Below are 17,125 nucleotides of genomic sequence, written 5' to 3' on the forward strand. Positions count from 1 at the left end.
TCTTTTTCCTATGCTATGCTTAAAAGGGATTTTTAAACAAGACAATTTAAAGTGCTGATAGAGGTGCGGAATTCAATAGTAAAAACCTAGAGAAGTATGAGCTTCAATGAAGGGTTTTGAAAGGGAATGACGCCGAAGGAAAACAAGACTCATACCTTGTTTTTCTGGTCTGACCATTTAAAAGATGGCAGATTGTCAGGGTTGATACCTTGGAGAGCTATCTCACTGTGATTACTGAACGGATACGTAACCACAGCAATGAGATATTCTCATTGCTTTTTTTATTGCCTAAAAAAGATAGAGAGGGTGCATGAGAATGGCACTGATTGTACAAAAATTTGGCGGTACTTCTGTAGGGAGTGTCGAGAAAATCAAACATGTCGCTAATCGTGTAATCGAGGAAGCTGAAAAAGGTAATGACGTCGTTGTCGTTGTTTCGGCAATGGGGAAGACAACGGATGAATTGGTTTCCATGGCAAGAGATATTTCCGCATCCCCTAGTAAGAGGGAAATGGATATGTTATTGACGACCGGGGAACAAGTTACGATTGCCTTGTTAACGATGGCATTGGTGGAAAAGGGGCATGAAGCCGTATCCTTTACGGGCTGGCAGGCTGGGATGCAGACAGAGTCCGTTCACGGAAATGCGCGAATTTTAAATATCGATGCTTCCAGAATTCAAGCGCAGTTACAAGCAAAAAAGATCGTCATCGTTGCCGGTTTTCAAGGAATGGATGAACATGGGGAAATCACGACATTGGGTCGGGGCGGTTCCGATACAACGGCGGTTGCCATAGCCGCAGCACTACACGCAAACCGATGCGACATTTATACCGATGTAACCGGTGTTTTCACAACAGATCCACGCTACATAAAAAACGCCAGGAAATTAACATCCGTATCTTATGACGAAATGTTGGAGCTGGCCCATTTAGGGGCTGGGGTCCTGCACCCACGGGCCGTTGAATATGCAAAAAACTATCAAATCTCGCTTGAAGTCCGTTCAAGCTTAGAAAAAGAATCTGGGACCATCATTGAGGAGGAAGCGAATATGGAAGAGAATTTAATTGTACGGGGTATTGCTTTTGAGGATAGCATCACAAGAGTTACAGTGAACGGCTTGCCTCGATCACTTGGTGTATTATCCACGATTTTCACGACACTGGCGAAAAATCACATAAATGTAGATATCATCATCCAGAGCATGACATCAGAAGATACGACCAATCTCTCTTTCTCTATTAAAAGCGAAGATACAAAAGCAGCTTTAATGGTTCTTGAAAACAATAAAAGCCAGTTGGAATTTGATGGTATAGAAACGGAAGGCGAGTTGGCTAAAGTCTCTATCGTAGGTTCAGGAATGGTTTCCAATCCCGGAGTGGCCGCAGAGATGTTTGAAGTCATGGCGAATACAGGGATCCAAGTGAAAATGGTCAGCACTTCGGAAATCAAAGTTTCTACCGTCGTAAACGAAAAGGAAATGGTCAAAGCGGTCGAAGCGCTACACGAGGCATTCAAACTTGGACAGCACGCCAAAGTCCTTGCCTGATTGATTAAAACTGATGAAAAGATGTACCTAATGCTTTTATAAAGAAAAAGGGCACCTAAAAAAAGGTTGCCCTTTTTCGGTGCCCGGACTCTATGGAAAGATTAAGATTAAAGATAATAGACGGCTAGAGAGAGTAGCATGATACACAACATGATAAGGCCTAAGACCAGGGAAAAGGAAGAGGAAAGGGAGATGATATCGGAAAGTTTAGGGATATCTTCTTTCTCCTCTCCTACATGCTGATTTTGTATTTGGAATACTCTCCGGAAACTATAAAAGACTACGTCGAAAAATCCTCGTTGGACGACGAAAGTAACCAATGCTAGAAGAATCAGTCCTCCACTGATGTAAAAGGTCATATTAATAAAATTCAATAGAGAGAGATCTTGATGGAATATAAGGGATAACAAAATGGATAGCACGATACCAAATCCCGTACCTATAAGTATTTTTTTCATTCTTTTTACCTCGATTTTCTTTTTATAAGTATATCAAAAACACTAAATAAACAAAAATGATTTTTTGAAATAGTATGAAAAAGCGATAGTAAAAAACATAATAGTATTCTAAAAAATCCGATAAAACGGCGTAAGCAGCACTTTAAAGCCTTAAAGTAGTAAAAACCTAGGTTTTCCTTGGTTTTTGAGTATTTTTAATTTTTTAGAAATAATTTATTATTCTAACTTATATACAAAATCAAAAAAATCAGTATAATGAAAATATGATTTTAAAATATAGAAAGAAGGTCAAAGTAGATGAAAAAGTCTAAAATCACAATCTTTGCTGGTCTTATGCTAGTTCTTAGCGTCATTCTAGCAGCATGTGGCGGCAATTCAGATAATTCTGAGAAGAAGTCAGATGGAACGAAATTAGCTGAAAAACAAGAGATTAGTATTATGAGTAAATCGGAAATCCCAGTCATGGATTCCGTTAAAACAACAGATACAGTAGGATTCAACTATTTGAACAACGTGAACGAAGGCTTATATACCATTGATAAGGACGGAGAGACAGTGCCGGCTCTTGTTGACGGAGAACCTGAAGTCAGTGAAGACGGAAAAACATATACGTTTAAATTAATAGATTCAAAGTGGTCGAACGGTGACCCAGTTACGGCAAATGATTTCGTTTTTGCTTTTAAACGGGCGATGGATCCTGAAGTAGCTTCTGAATATGGTCCATATATGATGAATGGCAAAATCGCAGGTGCAACAGAAATTACCAAGGCAGCTGCTGAAAAGAAAAAATACGATTTAGACAGCCTTGGTGTGCAAGCGGTTGACGACAAAACATTGGAAATTACGTTTGAAAAACCACTTGCATACTGGAAAGAGTATTTATCGTTTGCGACATTCTTCCCGCAAAACGAAAAGTTCGTTACAGAACAAGGTGACAAGTACGCTACAAGTGCAGAAACGCTCTTATACAATGGTCCCTTTGTCATGACTTCTTGGAATGGCCCAACTGCGACAGAATGGGAACTTCAAAAGAACAAGAATTACCGCGATGCAGATTCAGTTAAATTAGAGAAAATCACGGTCAATGTTTCAAAAGATAACAATGCGCAAGTTAATGCATTTGAAGCTGGTGAAGCAGACATTACGGATTTACTGACATCTGAACTGGTCCCACAATATGAAGGGGACGAGCGGTTACAAACCAACTTGGCACCAACGGTATTCTGGATGAAGATGAACCAGAAAAATGAAGCACTTAAGAATGTCAATATCCGCGAAGCGCTTGCAAAAGCTTTCAATAAAGAAGATCTTGCATCAAGCGTGTTGGGCGATGGTTCAGTAGCAGCCAACTACTTCGTGCCAAAAGATTTCGTTAGTTATGATGGAAAAGATTTCCGTTCGGCAAATGAAGATTTGATTACGTTTAACGCAAAAGAAGCAAAAGCTGCTTGGGAAAAAGGATTAAAAGAGTTGGGCGTGAAGGAACTTACCCTTCGATATATGGGGGATGAAACCGATTCTGCGAAAAAAATCGGTGAGTATATGAAGAACCAATTAGAGAAAAACCTTCCTGGTTTAACAATCAAAGTCGAAAGCGTTCCATTCTCGATTCGATTGGACCGTACGAAAAAAGGCGATTATGACTTGGTCGTATCAGGTTGGGGACCGGATTATAAAGATGCCATCTCATTTACCGATCTTTGGTTAACAGGTGGAACAAATAATGAAATGGACTATTCTAATCCAGAATACGATGCACTGATCAATAAAGCCACAAACGAATTGACGGACGATCCGGCAGCATATGCGAAAGCCATGCAAGATGCTGAAAAGCTTTTCTTGACTGAAGACTTCGGAATCGCACCAATTTACCAACGAGTAGAGAACATCCTAGTAAATCCTAAAGTCAAAGGAATTGTTAAGAGTGACTTAGGACCACATTATTACTACAAAGGCGTAACAGTAGTAGAATAAGCATCTTCTAAAACAAACTAGAAAAGAGAGTATATCACTAGTATATACTCTCTTTTCACTATAAAACTATTGTCGAAAAAGTGAGAATTTTATTTTGTGAGGTGTACAAATGGCCAGATATCTAACGCAACGGATTATATATATGTTAATTACTTTGTTTATCATCGCGAGCTTGACGTTCTTCCTCATGAAGTTGATCCCGGGCTCTCCATTTGCAAATGCAAGCAAGTTATCGGAGGCTCAATTCCAAATCATGGAGAACAAGTATGGATTGAATGAGCCGGTGCCTGTCCAGTATGGGAAATACATGCTGAACCTAGTACAGGGAGATTTGGGGGTTTCGTTTCAATTCAATAATACACCAGTTACGCAATTGCTGGGCGAAAGGATTCAGCCTTCCTTGGTATTAGGATTTCAAGCAATGTTTTTCGGAACGATTTTTGGGATTATTCTAGGTGTGATAGGAGCCCTCAAACAAAATACATGGGTCGATTATGGAACAACATTCATAGCGGTCTTGGGTAAATCGATACCAAGTTTCGTGTTTGCCGGTTTGCTGCAATATTATGTTGGAGTGAAGATGGGATGGCTGCCCGTCATGTTCTGGAAGGGTTGGGAGTATAGCATTATGCCAACGCTTGCCTTAGCAATGTTCCCTATAGCCACATCGGCACGTTTCATGAGGACGGAAATGATCGATGTACTCGGTTCGGATTATATCACCCTCGCTAAAGCGAAGGGGGCAAGTAATTTTGAAGTGGCGTTTAAACATGGACTGCGAAATGCTCTGATTCCTGTCATAACTGTACTCGGACCATTAACAGTGTCACTTATGACGGGTTCACTCGTCATTGAACAAATATTCGGTATACCTGGAATCGGGGAACAATTCGTTAAATCGATAACGGTGAATGATTACTCGGTAATCATGGGAACGACATTGCTGTTTTCATTCCTCTTTATCGTCATCGTTCTATTGGTTGACATTCTCTACGGTATTATCGATCCACGTATTAGGTTAGCAGGGGGGAAAAAATAATGGCAAACAAAATAGTGAGAATGTCAAAAAGTCAATTTGCGCCTGCCATTATGGACGCCACCATAAGCGAAGCGATTAATAAACCAAGTATAAGTTTCTGGCAGGATTCTTGGATGCGTATCCGTAAAAATAAAGCAGCCCTAGTCAGTATGGTTTTAATTGCTTTGGTCTTTATTTTTGCTTGGGTGGGTCCCCTTATTAGTGGACATGGATTAGATGAACAAGATTTAAAGAGAACCAATTTACCAGCGAAAATTCCAGGATTGGAAAATGTAAGTTGGCTTCCTTTTGATGGTACAAGGACAATGGCCAATGGTAATGTGGTGGATGTTTACGAACAAAAAAACATTGAAGAACATTACTGGTTCGGAACGGACGGACTTGGCCGGGATGTACTTACCCGAGTGGCCAAGGGAATTCAAATATCTTTGTATATCGCCTTTTTAGCGGCTTTGCTTGATATGCTTATCGGTGTAGCGTATGGAGCCATTTCCGGATATTACGGCGGGAAACTTGATAATGTCATGCAACGTATTGTCGAAGTCGTTTCAGGTGTCCCTAACCTAGTTGTGGTCATTTTAATGATCCTTGTTTTCGAGCCTGGCATCATGTCCATCACGATTGCCCTAGCCATTACGAGCTGGACAAGCATGTCCCGTGTCGTTCGTGCTCAGGTGATGAAATTAAAAGAACAAGAATTCGTCTTGGCTTCGCGGACATTGGGAAGCTCAAATTTCAAGATCATTTTAAAACATTTGCTACCAAACTTAGCGAGCGTCATCATCATCAATACGATGTTCACCATTCCAAGTGCGATATTCTTCGAAGCTTTCTTGAGTTTCATTGGACTGGGTCTACAATCACCACTTGCATCCCTTGGGACGTTGATCAACGATGGATTCAAAACGCTTAGACTATACCCACATCTGATGTTATTCCCAGCATTTTTCATCAGTCTGATCATGGTTTGCTTCAATATGATCGCCGATGGGCTTCGTGATGCATTGGATCCAAAAATGCGAGATTAAGAGAAGGAGGAAATGAAATGGAAAACTTATTGGAAGTGAAAGATTTACATGTATCGTTTCATACCTTTTCTGGTGAAGTCCAGGCAATCCGTGGTGTGAACTTTGAACTGAAAAAAGGGGAAACCTTGGCGATTGTAGGAGAATCCGGATCGGGTAAGTCCGTGACATCCAAATCAATCATGAGATTGTTGCCAGCAAATAATTCAGAAATTAAAAGTGGTGAAATCCTTTTTGAAGGAAAGGATCTGGCCAAACTTTCTAATAAGGATATGCAAAAGGTCAGAGGTAAAGATATTTCGATGATTTTCCAAGATCCAATGACTTCGTTGAACCCAACGATCAAGGTGGGCAAACAGATAATGGAGCCCATTTTAAAACATCAAAACGTCAGTAAGGCGGCGGCGAAGCTACGTTCGATCGAACTATTGGAACTTGTGGGCATTCCTAATGCTAAGCAGCGTTTCGAACAATATCCTCACCAATTTTCGGGAGGAATGAGACAACGTGTGGTCATCGCGATAGCTTTGGCGTGTAATCCCAAAGTATTGATTGCTGATGAGCCTACGACTGCGTTGGATGTGACCATTCAAGCTCAAATTCTTGAATTGATGAAGGATTTACAAAAGAAAATAGAAACATCGATTATCTTCATCACCCATGATCTGGGAGTGGTTGCGAACATAGCAGATCGTGTGGCTGTGATGTATGCAGGGAAAATCGTTGAAATAGGTACGGCGGATGAAATCTTTTATAATCCGAAGCACCCTTATACTTGGGGGTTGATCAGTTCCATGCCTAGCCTCGAAGATACGGGGGAACATGAATTGTACACGATCCCGGGCACTCCGCCCAATTTGCTGAATCCGCCAAAAGGTGACGCGTTTGCTCCGAGAAATGAATATGCAATGCAGATTGATTTAGAACAACAGCCACCCGTATTCAAAGTATCCGAAACGCATTATGCAGCCACATGGCTTTTACATCCGGATGCACCTGAGGTGACACCGCCTCTAGCTGTACAAAAACGCATGAAGCAGTTCGTTCAGGGGGTCGCTAAATAATGGAACAACGTGAAAAACTCGTGGAAGTCAAACATTTAAAACAATACTTCAATAACGGAAAGCCTAATATGGTGAAAGCAATCGATGATATTTCTTTTGATATTTATCAAGGGGAAACGCTTGGGTTTGTTGGGGAGTCAGGTTGCGGTAAATCGACAACAGGACGTACAATCATTCGCCTGTATGATGCAACCGATGGCGAGGTGCTTTTCAAAGGGGAAAGTGTCCATGGAAAGAAATCGAGGAAAAAATTGAAAGATATGAACAGAAAGATGCAAATGATTTTTCAAGATCCATATGCATCCTTGAATCCTAAAATGAAGATTGCCGATATTATCGCAGAAGGCATCGATAACCATGGGCTGGCTAAGACAAAAGAAGAGCGCATGGAACGGGTTTACCATTTACTCGAAACAGTCGGGCTAAATCGCGAACATGCAAATCGGTATCCGCACGAATTCTCAGGGGGACAGCGCCAGCGAATTGGAATTGCGCGGGCACTTGCCGTGGAACCGGAATTCATCATCGCGGATGAACCAATTTCAGCACTGGACGTGTCCATTCAGGCACAGGTAGTCAATCTGTTGAAAAAGCTTCAAAAAGAAAAAAACTTAACATATTTATTCATTGCCCATGATTTATCGATGGTCAAGTATATCAGTGACAGAATCGGCGTCATGTACTTTGGGAAGTTAGTGGAGCTTGCACCAAGTGAAGAGCTTTATAACAACCCGATACATCCGTACACACAATCCCTGTTATCTGCGATTCCGCTTCCGGATCCAGAATTGGAACGGACTAGGCAACGGAAGGGCTATAATCCCGCTACACATGCTTATACGGCGGATGAGGAAGTCAAAATGCGAGAAGTGAAACCAGGACACTTCGTGTTATGTTCAGAACGAGAATTCCTTCAATTTCAAAGTAATGGTGTTAAATGATTATCGGTCATGAAAAAAAGGAGTCCGATAACCTGAGTCCGAGAGTGAGGGGGACTCAGGTTATTTGACTCCTTTTGTTTAAATCAAGGTAGAATCTATCCAAAAAAGATTACTTTCTTCTTATTATATAGCCATTAGGAAAAGAAGATTTTGAATTACACACCTATAACTTCTATTTTATGTATCATATATGCTGTTTTGTGTTATGGATGTGAGTACTAGTTAAAGAATCACTCATGGAAGAAGACCACTTGGAAATAGTCAAACTTGACCCAGGTTCCTTACATTTCAACCATTTTGATGAAGCCGTTAAATGGGATCTTTCGGATCCCAGCAGATGGTGAAGTCGACTTTTTTTGCACGACGTTTGACTTCTTCCGTAGCTTCACTGATGAACCTTTTTTGTAAGGTAAATTGTTCGGCAAGAAACCCTGCTTCAAGTTGAAAATGACTGTCGGGATATAGATCCAGACGACGGGCGACCATTTCTCCTGACAAGGATAACTCCATCTCGGATTTGGAAAGCTTTATGATTTCAAGATGGCCCCAGCCTGCATTATGGAAAAATGCAACCAATTCCTGATCGCCATTCAAAGGGAATTTCCTTGCGAGTTGTTTACCCGCCCAATATAAGATTTGATAAGAATCTTTCCCAAGGATATCGTTCAATAAAGTTTCCCTGATCAGTTCATACCCGAAAGCTGGAACTTGGAATTCATCTGTTTGGATTTCTTCTTCTATAGCTGCAGCAATATTTTTTTTCATGTATTATCGCCTCTTTCTGTAAATCTATTATAAACGTTTTCCTTTTGCGATTTATACAGTTTTTTTTAATATTTCAACAGAAAAATGTAAAAATATGTTAAATTATCTCAATATATTAAAAAAATAGTTAGTTTTTTCATATTACTTGTAAATGAACACCCAAAACCTTAGTAATTTATTGATAATATTTATTCTAAAAAAGAGAAATCTTGTATCCGTTTTCTTGACGCACATTGAAGTCAGGAGTAAAATGGACATGTCACATAATTGTAAGAAAGTATAGAGAGCGGTTTAACTCTATACTTTATTTTCACGCGGAGATAAAAGGTAACCATCTTCGTATGAGTTTTGACAAATTAAGGGGGGGCACTTAGTGGCAAAGAATCGTGAGTTTGGGAATCGTAGGCTTCATTCACTTCTAGGGGTATTACCAATCGGTCTATTCCTAATTTTCCATTTATCGGTTAACTTTATGGCAACAAAGGGAGCAGAGACATTCAACGGGGCAGTTCAATTAATCGAATATACTCCATTGAAAATCGTGGTGGAATGTGTAATCATCTATCTACCATTAATTTTCCATGCTATTTATGGGATTTATATCGCCTTTACAGCAAAGAACAACTTAGGAAGATTCAGTTTCTTCCGTAACTGGATGTTCATGCTACAACGTTTATCAGGAATCATAACTTTGATTTTCCTTGTTTGGCACATCTGGGAAACAAGGGTTCAAGCAGCTTTTGGGGCAACAGTAGACTTTGATATGATGGCAGAGATTTTCTCTAATCCATTCATGATCGCGTTCTACATTGTTGGTATTGTTTCTGCTATTTTCCATTTTGCCAATGGATTATGGTCATTCGCAGTAAGTTGGGGACTAACAGTTTCACCTAAATCGCAAAGAGTTATGACATATGTAACTTTAATCATTTTCGTTCTTCTTTCTTATATAGGAATTAGTGCAGTTTTCGCTTTCGTATAAGTAGCAGAAGAAATTAATTTATACGTACTAGGAAAAACATAGCTTTTCTAATGGAATAAGGGAGTGACACAATTGGGTAAAGGTAAAATTATTATCGTCGGTGGAGGTCTAGCTGGTTTAATGGCTACGATCAAAGCAGCAGAGTTAGGACAACATGTTGATTTATTCTCATTAGTTCCAGTAAAACGATCTCACTCTGTTTGTGCTCAAGGCGGAATCAACGGGGCAGTAAATACGAAAGGTGAAGGCGATTCTCCATGGCTTCACTTTGATGATACAGTATATGGTGGGGATTTCTTAGCAAATCAACCTCCAGTTAAAGCAATGTGCGATGCAGCACCATCTATTATCCATATGTTTGACCGTATGGGTGTTATGTTTAGCCGTACGCCGGAAGGCCTACTTGATTTCCGCCGTTTTGGTGGAACACAATTTCACCGTACTGCATTTGCTGGTGCAACAACTGGTCAGCAATTACTTTATGCATTGGACGAGCAAGTTCGTCGTTACGAAGTACAAGGCCTTGTAACGAAATATGAAGGCTGGGAATTCCTTGGAGCTGTTATCGATGATGATCAAACAGCACGTGGTATCGTAGCTCAGAACTTGACTTCAATGGAAATTCAATCATTCCCTGGCGACGCAGTCATCATGGCGAGCGGTGGCCCTGGAATCATTTTCGGTAAATCTACTAACTCTATGATCAATACAGGTTCAGCAGCATCTATCGTCTATCAACAAGGTGCACATTATGCGAACGGTGAGTTCATCCAAATTCACCCGACAGCAATCCCTGGTGATGATAAACTTCGCTTAATGAGTGAATCCGCTCGTGGTGAAGGTGGACGTATCTGGACATATAAAGACGGAAAACCATGGTACTTCCTAGAAGAGAAATACCCGGCTTATGGTAATCTAGTACCTCGTGATATTGCAACACGTGAAATTTTCGACGTATGTATTAATATGAAATTGGGTATTAACGGAGAAAACATGGTCTACCTTGACCTTTCACATAAAGATTCACATGAACTAGATGTTAAATTAGGCGGAATCATTGAAATCTATGAGAAATTCGTCGGTGAAGATCCTCATAAAGTACCAATGAAAATTTTCCCTGCGGTTCACTATTCTATGGGTGGACTTTGGGTAGATTATGACCAAATGACAAACATTAAAGGCCTATTCGCTGCTGGTGAGTGTGATTATTCACAACATGGTGGTAACCGTTTAGGTGCGAACTCACTTCTTTCAGCCATTTATGGTGGTTCTGTGGCTGGTCCGAATGCTGTTAAATACATTCAAGGACTTGATAAAACATCAGATTCTCTTCCTTCTTCATTATATGAAGGCTACCAAAAACAAGAACAAGAGAAATGGAATTCTATCATGTCTCTTAATGGTAATGAAAACGCATATATCCTTCACAAAGAACTTGGTGAATGGATGACAAACAATGTAACTGTAGTTCGTTACAATGACAAACTTAAAGAAACAGACAATAAAATTCTTGAGTTGATGGAACGTTACAAAAAAATCAACATCAACGACACGGCTAAATGGAGCAATCAAGGTGCTGCCTTTACTAGACAGCTTCAAAACATGATGCAATTGGCACGTGTAATCACAATCGGTGCTCTTAACCGTGATGAAAGCCGTGGAGCGCATTACAAACCTGACTTCCCAGAACGTAATGATGAAAAGTTCATGAAAACAACAATGGCTACATTCCAAGGAGCAGACAAAGCTCCTGCATTCCATTATGAAGATGTTGATGTATCACTGATTGCACCACGTAAACGTGATTACACGACTACACATTAAAGAGGGGGAGCATAAAAATGGTTGAAACTAAATCTGAGACTAAAACAGTTCGTTTTATTATTACTCGCCAAGATACACCGGATTCAGCTCCTTATGATGAGGAATTTGAATTAGCATACCGTCCAAATATGAACGTCATTTCCGCTTTGATGGAAATTCGTCGTAATCCGGTAACGGTAGAAGGTAAACATACAACTGCAATCGCATGGGACATGAACTGTCTTGAAGAAGTTTGTGGTGCCTGTTCAATGGTCATCAATGGTAAGCCAAGACAATCTTGTACAGCCCTTATTGACCAGTTAGAACAGCCTGTACGTCTTGCTCCAATGCGTACTTTCCCGGTTGTGCGTGACCTTCAAGTCGATCGTAGCCGTATGTTCGATTCATTGAAAAAGGTAAAAGCTTGGATTCCAATTGATGGTACGTATAATCTTGGACCAGGACCACGTATGCCAGAAAAGAAACGTCAATGGGCATATGAATTATCTAAATGTATGACTTGTGGCGTATGTTTGGAAGCTTGTCCGAACGTAAATGACAACTCCAACTTCATGGGACCACAACCATTATCACAAGTTCGTTTATTCAATGCACATCCAACTGGTGCAATGAACAAAGCAGAACGTTTAAACACAATCATGTCAGATGGCGGCCTTGCAAACTGCGGTAACTCACAAAACTGTGTGCAGTCTTGCCCTAAAGGTATTCCATTGACAACCTCGATTGCAGCGTTAAACCGTGATACAGCGATTCAACAATTCCGTAACTTCTTCGGAAGCGACGAAGTTTAATAAGTAGTAACCCCCTATCCTTTGGATAGGGGGTTTTTTTATATTAGCTCTACAAAAAAATACTCATCAATTTTAAAGAATAAGCCTGTATTTATTAGAAGCGGAAGATGAATATAGGTGAAGTGGGGTTAAGTAAATTTCCCTCTGGGGTATCTTACCTGAAGAATACATTTCAATATAATAGCTCTGTCTTATAAGTTTCAAATAATAAGCAGTATTTTTTCCGTTTTCAAGGAGATTCTACCTTTATAGGAGGGTCAGAAGTATGAAAAACGGCTCTGTTCAAAAAATTTCTTTCTTTTTAGTTATATTTAGCTTGGTGTTTATAAGTGCCTTTCTCCTTTTAGGCAATGCAAAAGCTACGGTCTTGTTGGAAATGGTGGAAGATCCAAAAGGAGGTAGTGGAGTAGATGCTTCTTCTAAATCTGAAAATAAGGAACTCGACTTGACAGTTTTATACACGAACGATACTCACGCTCACCTAAAAGATATTCCACGAAGGTTTACAGCAATCAATAAAATAAGGAATGTAAAAGAAAATGTCCTTTTACTCGATGCGGGAGATGTTTTTACAGGCTCTCTTTACTTTAAGCAATATCTTGGTCAAGCAGATATACAGTTTATGAATAAAATCGGATATGATGCAATGGTACTCGGTAATCATGAATTTGATAAGTCATCGGTCATACTAAGGGACTTTATAAAAGCTGCAGAATTTCCTATTGTTGGTGCTAATATTGATTTTTCTAAAGATGAAGAATTAAAAGATCTGTCTCGAATAGAAATCGATACAACAGGCTGGAAGGGTACTATCCATCCTTCAGTAGTCAAGAAAATCAAAGGGCAGAGAGTGGGGATTATTGGTCTTACGACGCAGAGGACGACCCTTTTATCAAATCCTAATAAGGATATCGTGTTTGAAGATGCTTTCAAGAAAGCGAAAGAAACAATTAACGCACTTGAAGCTAAGGGAGTTAATAAAATCATTGTCCTTTCACATCTTGGTTACAGCAACGATAAAAAGTTAGCTAATACAGTTGACGGAATAGATGTTATTGTTGGTAGTCATTCACATCATAAACTGAAAGAACCTGACGTCATTAATCAAAAAAAGAAACCGACCCTAATAGTACAAGCGGGTAGGTATGGGAGATTTCTTGGCCAGTTGGATGTTACGTTTGATGATAAGGGGAAATTGACAATGTGGAACGGAAAACTCCTTGATATAACGGATAAAAATGAAAAGGGAGAATTTATTTATAAAGAAGATAAGTGGGCCAAGTATTTTCTTGAAGAGCTTAGCGTGCCAATCAAGGAAATAAAAAAGAAAAAAAGGGTTCATGAAAAATAAGGTATTAGATAATGTGGGATTGTTTATTACTCTCTATATAAGTAAGTCAAAAAAGGAAGGAGTTATTTCTTCCTTTTTAATTAATTTTCTGAAGTAAATTAATTATAGATAGAAATATCTTCCCATTTTTTCTTTTTTCTTATAAAATGAATGAATAGTCATTCATTAAGGAGGAGTTCTCACAGTGAGTAGAATATCATATATCGATAATATAAAAGAGTGGAGCAATGGATTTTCTTTTAAGCATGAGATTAAAGTCCGTTTTTCAGAAACTGACATGTTCGGACACCTCAATAATACGGTTCCATTCACTTACTTTGAAGAGGCACGGATCGAGTATTTCAATAGTATGGGTTTCATGGTGGACTGGTCTTCGGCAGAAAGTGATGAAATTCCGGTTGTTGCCGATTTACAATGTGATTATATTCAGCAGGTGTTTTTTAACGAACAACTGACGATCCATGTGAAAGCGGCCCACGTGGGCAACTCATCGGTGGACATTCATTATATGGGAACGAAAGAGGATGGGACGATTTGCCTCACTGGCAGGGGAACGGTCGTCCAAGTATCGAAAACGACCGGGAAGCCGGTGCCACTGGCTGAAGAAATGAAAAAGTGGATGTCAAAAACAAGTGTCAAACAACTTTAAAAGTAAAATTTCAATTAGACAAGTAAATGAGTCACTCCCTTGCCCTAGCCGACATACTATATCTTGACTAAATAGACACCCACTCCGGGTTTTATGCTGGTGAAGGCAAGGAGGGTAACATTACTTGAAGGAGAACGAATTCACTCATAAGCCACTACTCACCAAAAGAGAAAAAGAAGTATTTGAGTTACTAGTACAAGACAAAACAACAAAAGATATCGCAGGTGAATTGTTTATTAGCGAAAAAACAGTTCGAAACCACATTTCGAATGCGATGCAGAAGCTTGGAGTCAAAGGACGTTCACAGGCAGTTATAGAGCTCCTTCGTATGGGAGAACTTAAGCTATAATGTGTTGCTTTATTAATACGTAAGCCTTATATATCTTTACTCTCCCGTTCATTTGCAGCATATAAGGAAGGGTGAAACATTTCCATGTTTCCACTTCTTTGGATGCTGCTTATTTTTTATGAGAAGGTTTTCCAGGGCTCGTAAAACTTCTGTCTTGAAATTTATTTCACTTTCTCCCAAAATGGTAGTATGATAAGTTTCATGAAGTAAGCGAGAAGCTTAGGTATAGGTTTTCTTCATAGAGAATATCATCATGAAATGAAAGAAAAATGAGGCGAGATTTTTGAAACAACCAATTGGAATTATTGATTCGGGTGTCGGTGGTTTGACTGTGGCTAAAGAAGTCATGCGCCAGTTACCGAATGAAAATATAATATACTTAGGCGATACGGCCAGATGCCCGTATGGACCAAGGTCAAAAAAGGATGTCAAAAACTTCACATGGCAGATGACCCGGTTCCTGATGAAACAGGATATCAAAATGCTAATTATAGCCTGTAATACAGCAACTGCAGCAGTGCTGGATGAAATCAGGGCGATTCTTCCGATTCCTGTACTCGGTGTCATCCTTCCAGGGGCAAGGGCAGCTTTAAAGGTTTCTAATTCCCTACATATTGGCGTGATTGGTACAGAGGGAACGGTGAAGAGCAAAGCCTATGACGATGCACTCGTTTCCATAAACTCGGGTGTGGAAGTGGATAGTTTAGCCTGTCCGAAATTTGTCCCAATTGTGGAAAGCGGAGAGTTTCAGGGGGAAATCGTCGACAGGGTCGTGGCGCAAACGTTGAAGCCGTTAAAGAAAATCAACATTGATACGCTCATTCTCGGTTGTACCCACTATCCTCACTTAGGACCCGTGATTTCGAAGTTCATGGGGGATAAGGTACAAGTCATTTCCTCTGGGGAAGAGACGGCCCGTGAAGCGAGTGTCATTTTAGATTACTACCGACTAAGCAATAGAAGCAAAAGGGTTCCTGTACACCGTTTCTATACAACGGGTTCCAAAGATATATTTGGTGCAATCGCATCGAGTTGGCTCGGCATAGAAATTGATACGATAGAGACCATCAAGATCGACCATCTATAAGACTTCCCTATGGAGGTCTTTTTGGTTTGGTTGAATGGGCGGGTGGCAGTAGTTGCCTAAAGAGAAAGGAAAATAATTGGTCTATTTTTGCCTTGGGCTCGTATAAATAGGAGTACAAACTGTCCTAGGAGTGATTTTATGTCCAATAAATCAAAAGTAACAGCAGCAGTGACAATCCTGGCTTCTTCTCTTTTTCTTTCTGGCTGTGGCTTGTTCGGAGCGGGCGAGAAAACGGAAATCGATCCCCCTAAGGATGTTTCTTTAGTGGAGGATGAATCTTCATTGGAAGAGCCGAAAGGGGAGCAACAGCCTGTAGATGAAGGAGAAGAGGCGTCAACTGAAAGTACAGTTAAGACCGAGCTTTATTTAATTGATAAAAGTGGATATGTAGTTCCGCAAACAATGGAGCTTCCTAAATCCGAAGCGGTCGCAAAACAGGCATTGGACTATTTAGTGAATAATGGACCTGTCACAGATAAGCTGCCAAATGGGTTCCGCGCAGTGATTCCGGCAGATACGTCGATAAGTGTAAACATAAAGGAAGGTGTGGCTGTTGCCGATTTTTCACCAGAGTTTAAAAACTATCAAAAGGAGGATGAACTCAAGATCCTGCAAGCCATCACCTGGACTCTGACCCAATTTGATTCGGTCGATAAAATCCAATTGAGGATCAATGGGGAAGATATATCGGAAATGCCGGTAAATGGTACGCCAATCGATGATAATATCTCCCGTGCTTCAGGAATCAATGTCGATGCAAGTGATGTGGTCGATATCTCTAACTCGAAAGCTGTGACGGTCTATTACATCGGTGGGGACGAGGAGTATTCTTATTATGTACCAGTGACACGCAGGGTCAGTGAAACGGAGTCGGATAACGTGACAGCGGCCATTCAGGAATTAACGAAGGGGCCGGCAGGTTCTAACTTGCAAACAAGCTTCATGAGTGACGTAGCGTTGCTTGATCAGCCTAAGGTAGCGGATGGTAAGGTCGTCCTGAACTTCAATGAAAATATACTTGGAAGCTTCAAGGAGAAAAAGGTTTCCCAGGATGTACTTGATGCCCTGGTTTTATCACTAACGGAGCAAAAAGGAATTGAAAGCGTGGAAGTTCATGTTAAGGGGAGTGCAGACCTTCTAAATGAAGAAGGTAAGCCATTATCGGAACCAGTAATCCGTCCTGAAAAGGTGAACACAGGTAGTTTTTAAAGAAACGAGTTGATACCTATAAAAAATGGAGGCAGGCTTTCAGCTGCCTCTTATTCTATTTTTCAAAA

Annotated in this window: 16 protein-coding genes and 1 riboswitch; of the genes, 14 read left to right on the top strand and 2 right to left on the bottom strand. The window is 40.2% G+C overall.

Translation table 11 applies throughout. The features are described from left to right. The first annotated feature begins 50 nt into the window (after positions 1-50). Positions 51-228, top strand: a riboswitch (Lysine riboswitch). An 88-nt stretch (positions 229-316) separates the two neighbouring features. After that, entirely contained in the window at positions 317-1,549 is a 1,233-nt protein-coding gene (locus ACIQXQ_RS13560; RefSeq protein WP_402874533.1) for an aspartate kinase, read from the top strand. Between the two features lie 107 nt (positions 1,550-1,656). Here ACIQXQ_RS13560 and ACIQXQ_RS13565 read toward each other — a convergent pair whose 3' ends face one another. Next, the gene (locus tag ACIQXQ_RS13565; protein WP_402958097.1) at positions 1,657-2,007 is read right to left on the bottom strand and encodes a DUF3899 domain-containing protein; all 351 of its coding nucleotides are present in this window, start codon (positions 2,005-2,007) and stop codon (positions 1,657-1,659) included. 297 nt (positions 2,008-2,304) lie between these two features. On the opposite strand from ACIQXQ_RS13565, the gene ACIQXQ_RS13570 reads away from it, so the two are divergent. The 5 genes from ACIQXQ_RS13570 to ACIQXQ_RS13590 all read left to right on the top strand — a co-directional run bounded on the left by ACIQXQ_RS13570 (position 2,305) and on the right by ACIQXQ_RS13590 (position 8,050). Then, on the top strand, positions 2,305-3,981 hold the full coding sequence (locus ACIQXQ_RS13570; protein WP_402958099.1) for a peptide ABC transporter substrate-binding protein: 1,677 nt from the start codon (positions 2,305-2,307) through the stop codon (positions 3,979-3,981). Between the two features lie 109 nt (positions 3,982-4,090). Then, a complete protein-coding gene (opp3b, locus tag ACIQXQ_RS13575; protein ID WP_402874541.1) occupies positions 4,091-5,020 on the top strand; it encodes an oligopeptide ABC transporter permease in 930 nt (309 codons plus the stop codon). Further along, a complete protein-coding gene (opp3C, locus tag ACIQXQ_RS13580; protein ID WP_402874544.1) occupies positions 5,020-6,048 on the top strand; it encodes an oligopeptide ABC transporter permease in 1,029 nt (342 codons plus the stop codon). The genes opp3b and opp3C overlap by 1 nt, the downstream gene beginning before the upstream one ends. 17 nt (positions 6,049-6,065) lie before the next feature. Further along, positions 6,066-7,109, top strand: coding sequence for an ABC transporter ATP-binding protein (locus tag ACIQXQ_RS13585; protein ID WP_402874547.1), 1,044 nt, complete (start codon positions 6,066-6,068; stop codon positions 7,107-7,109). Further along, positions 7,109-8,050, top strand: a complete 942-nt coding sequence (locus ACIQXQ_RS13590; protein ID WP_402958101.1) for an ABC transporter ATP-binding protein — start codon at positions 7,109-7,111, stop codon at positions 8,048-8,050. Before ACIQXQ_RS13585 ends, ACIQXQ_RS13590 begins: the two co-directional genes overlap by 1 nt. Before the next feature lie 309 nt (positions 8,051-8,359). On the opposite strand, the gene ACIQXQ_RS13595 is transcribed toward ACIQXQ_RS13590, so the two are convergent. Then, positions 8,360-8,815 (bottom strand): YslB family protein, encoded by a 456-nt coding sequence (locus ACIQXQ_RS13595; protein WP_402958103.1) that lies wholly within the window; start codon positions 8,813-8,815, stop codon positions 8,360-8,362. Between the two features lie 373 nt (positions 8,816-9,188). Here ACIQXQ_RS13595 and ACIQXQ_RS13600 point away from each other — a divergent pair, with 373 nt between their 5' ends. The 8 genes from ACIQXQ_RS13600 to ACIQXQ_RS13635 all read left to right on the top strand — a co-directional run bounded on the left by ACIQXQ_RS13600 (position 9,189) and on the right by ACIQXQ_RS13635 (position 17,057). After that, positions 9,189-9,797 (top strand): succinate dehydrogenase cytochrome b558 subunit, encoded by a 609-nt coding sequence (locus ACIQXQ_RS13600; protein ID WP_402874556.1) that lies wholly within the window; start codon positions 9,189-9,191, stop codon positions 9,795-9,797. A gap of 72 nt (positions 9,798-9,869) precedes the next feature. Further along, a complete protein-coding gene (gene sdhA / locus ACIQXQ_RS13605; RefSeq protein ID WP_402874559.1) occupies positions 9,870-11,621 on the top strand; it encodes a succinate dehydrogenase flavoprotein subunit in 1,752 nt (583 codons plus the stop codon). 17 nt (positions 11,622-11,638) lie between these two features. Then, positions 11,639-12,412 carry a succinate dehydrogenase iron-sulfur subunit gene (gene sdhB / locus ACIQXQ_RS13610; protein ID WP_402874562.1) on the top strand — a complete coding sequence of 258 codons (774 nt, stop codon included), beginning with the start codon at positions 11,639-11,641 and terminating at the stop codon, positions 12,410-12,412. Positions 12,413-12,677: 265 nt separating this feature from the next. Then, positions 12,678-13,763, top strand: coding sequence for a metallophosphoesterase (locus tag ACIQXQ_RS13615; RefSeq protein WP_402958105.1), 1,086 nt, complete (start codon positions 12,678-12,680; stop codon positions 13,761-13,763). Between the two features lie 184 nt (positions 13,764-13,947). Further along, the gene (locus ACIQXQ_RS13620) at positions 13,948-14,412 is read left to right on the top strand and encodes an acyl-CoA thioesterase (RefSeq protein ID WP_402874569.1); all 465 of its coding nucleotides are present in this window, start codon (positions 13,948-13,950) and stop codon (positions 14,410-14,412) included. A gap of 124 nt (positions 14,413-14,536) precedes the next feature. Then, positions 14,537-14,761, top strand: coding sequence for a helix-turn-helix domain-containing protein (locus tag ACIQXQ_RS13625; protein ID WP_402874572.1), 225 nt, complete (start codon positions 14,537-14,539; stop codon positions 14,759-14,761). A gap of 283 nt (positions 14,762-15,044) precedes the next feature. Then, the gene (gene racE, locus ACIQXQ_RS13630) at positions 15,045-15,848 is read left to right on the top strand and encodes a glutamate racemase (protein ID WP_402958107.1); all 804 of its coding nucleotides are present in this window, start codon (positions 15,045-15,047) and stop codon (positions 15,846-15,848) included. A gap of 138 nt (positions 15,849-15,986) precedes the next feature. Continuing rightward, complete coding sequence (locus ACIQXQ_RS13635) at positions 15,987-17,057, top strand: GerMN domain-containing protein (protein WP_402958110.1); 1,071 nt, start codon at positions 15,987-15,989, stop codon at positions 17,055-17,057. The last annotated feature ends 68 nt before the right edge of the window (positions 17,058-17,125 follow it).

Source organism: Peribacillus sp. NPDC097198 (genome assembly GCF_044762055.1).
GTDB lineage: Bacteria > Bacillota > Bacilli > Bacillales > DSM-1321 > Peribacillus.

What these genes read in the sequence shown, in the direction of transcription:
- ACIQXQ_RS13560 (WP_402874533.1), top strand. Translation starts at nt 317, where the DNA reads ATGGCACTGATTGTACAAAAATTTGGCGGTACTTCTGTAGGGAGTGTC.
- ACIQXQ_RS13565 (WP_402958097.1), bottom strand. Translation starts at nt 2,007, where the DNA reads ATGAAAAAAATACTTATAGGTACGGGATTTGGTATCGTGCTATCCATT.
- ACIQXQ_RS13570 (WP_402958099.1), top strand. Translation starts at nt 2,305, where the DNA reads ATGAAAAAGTCTAAAATCACAATCTTTGCTGGTCTTATGCTAGTTCTT.
- opp3b (WP_402874541.1), top strand. Translation starts at nt 4,091, where the DNA reads ATGGCCAGATATCTAACGCAACGGATTATATATATGTTAATTACTTTG.
- opp3C (WP_402874544.1), top strand. Translation starts at nt 5,020, where the DNA reads ATGGCAAACAAAATAGTGAGAATGTCAAAAAGTCAATTTGCGCCTGCC.
- ACIQXQ_RS13585 (WP_402874547.1), top strand. Translation starts at nt 6,066, where the DNA reads ATGGAAAACTTATTGGAAGTGAAAGATTTACATGTATCGTTTCATACC.
- ACIQXQ_RS13590 (WP_402958101.1), top strand. Translation starts at nt 7,109, where the DNA reads ATGGAACAACGTGAAAAACTCGTGGAAGTCAAACATTTAAAACAATAC.
- ACIQXQ_RS13595 (WP_402958103.1), bottom strand. Translation starts at nt 8,815, where the DNA reads ATGAAAAAAAATATTGCTGCAGCTATAGAAGAAGAAATCCAAACAGAT.
- sdhB (WP_402874562.1), top strand. Translation starts at nt 11,639, where the DNA reads ATGGTTGAAACTAAATCTGAGACTAAAACAGTTCGTTTTATTATTACT.
- ACIQXQ_RS13615 (WP_402958105.1), top strand. Translation starts at nt 12,678, where the DNA reads ATGAAAAACGGCTCTGTTCAAAAAATTTCTTTCTTTTTAGTTATATTT.
- ACIQXQ_RS13635 (WP_402958110.1), top strand. Translation starts at nt 15,987, where the DNA reads ATGTCCAATAAATCAAAAGTAACAGCAGCAGTGACAATCCTGGCTTCT.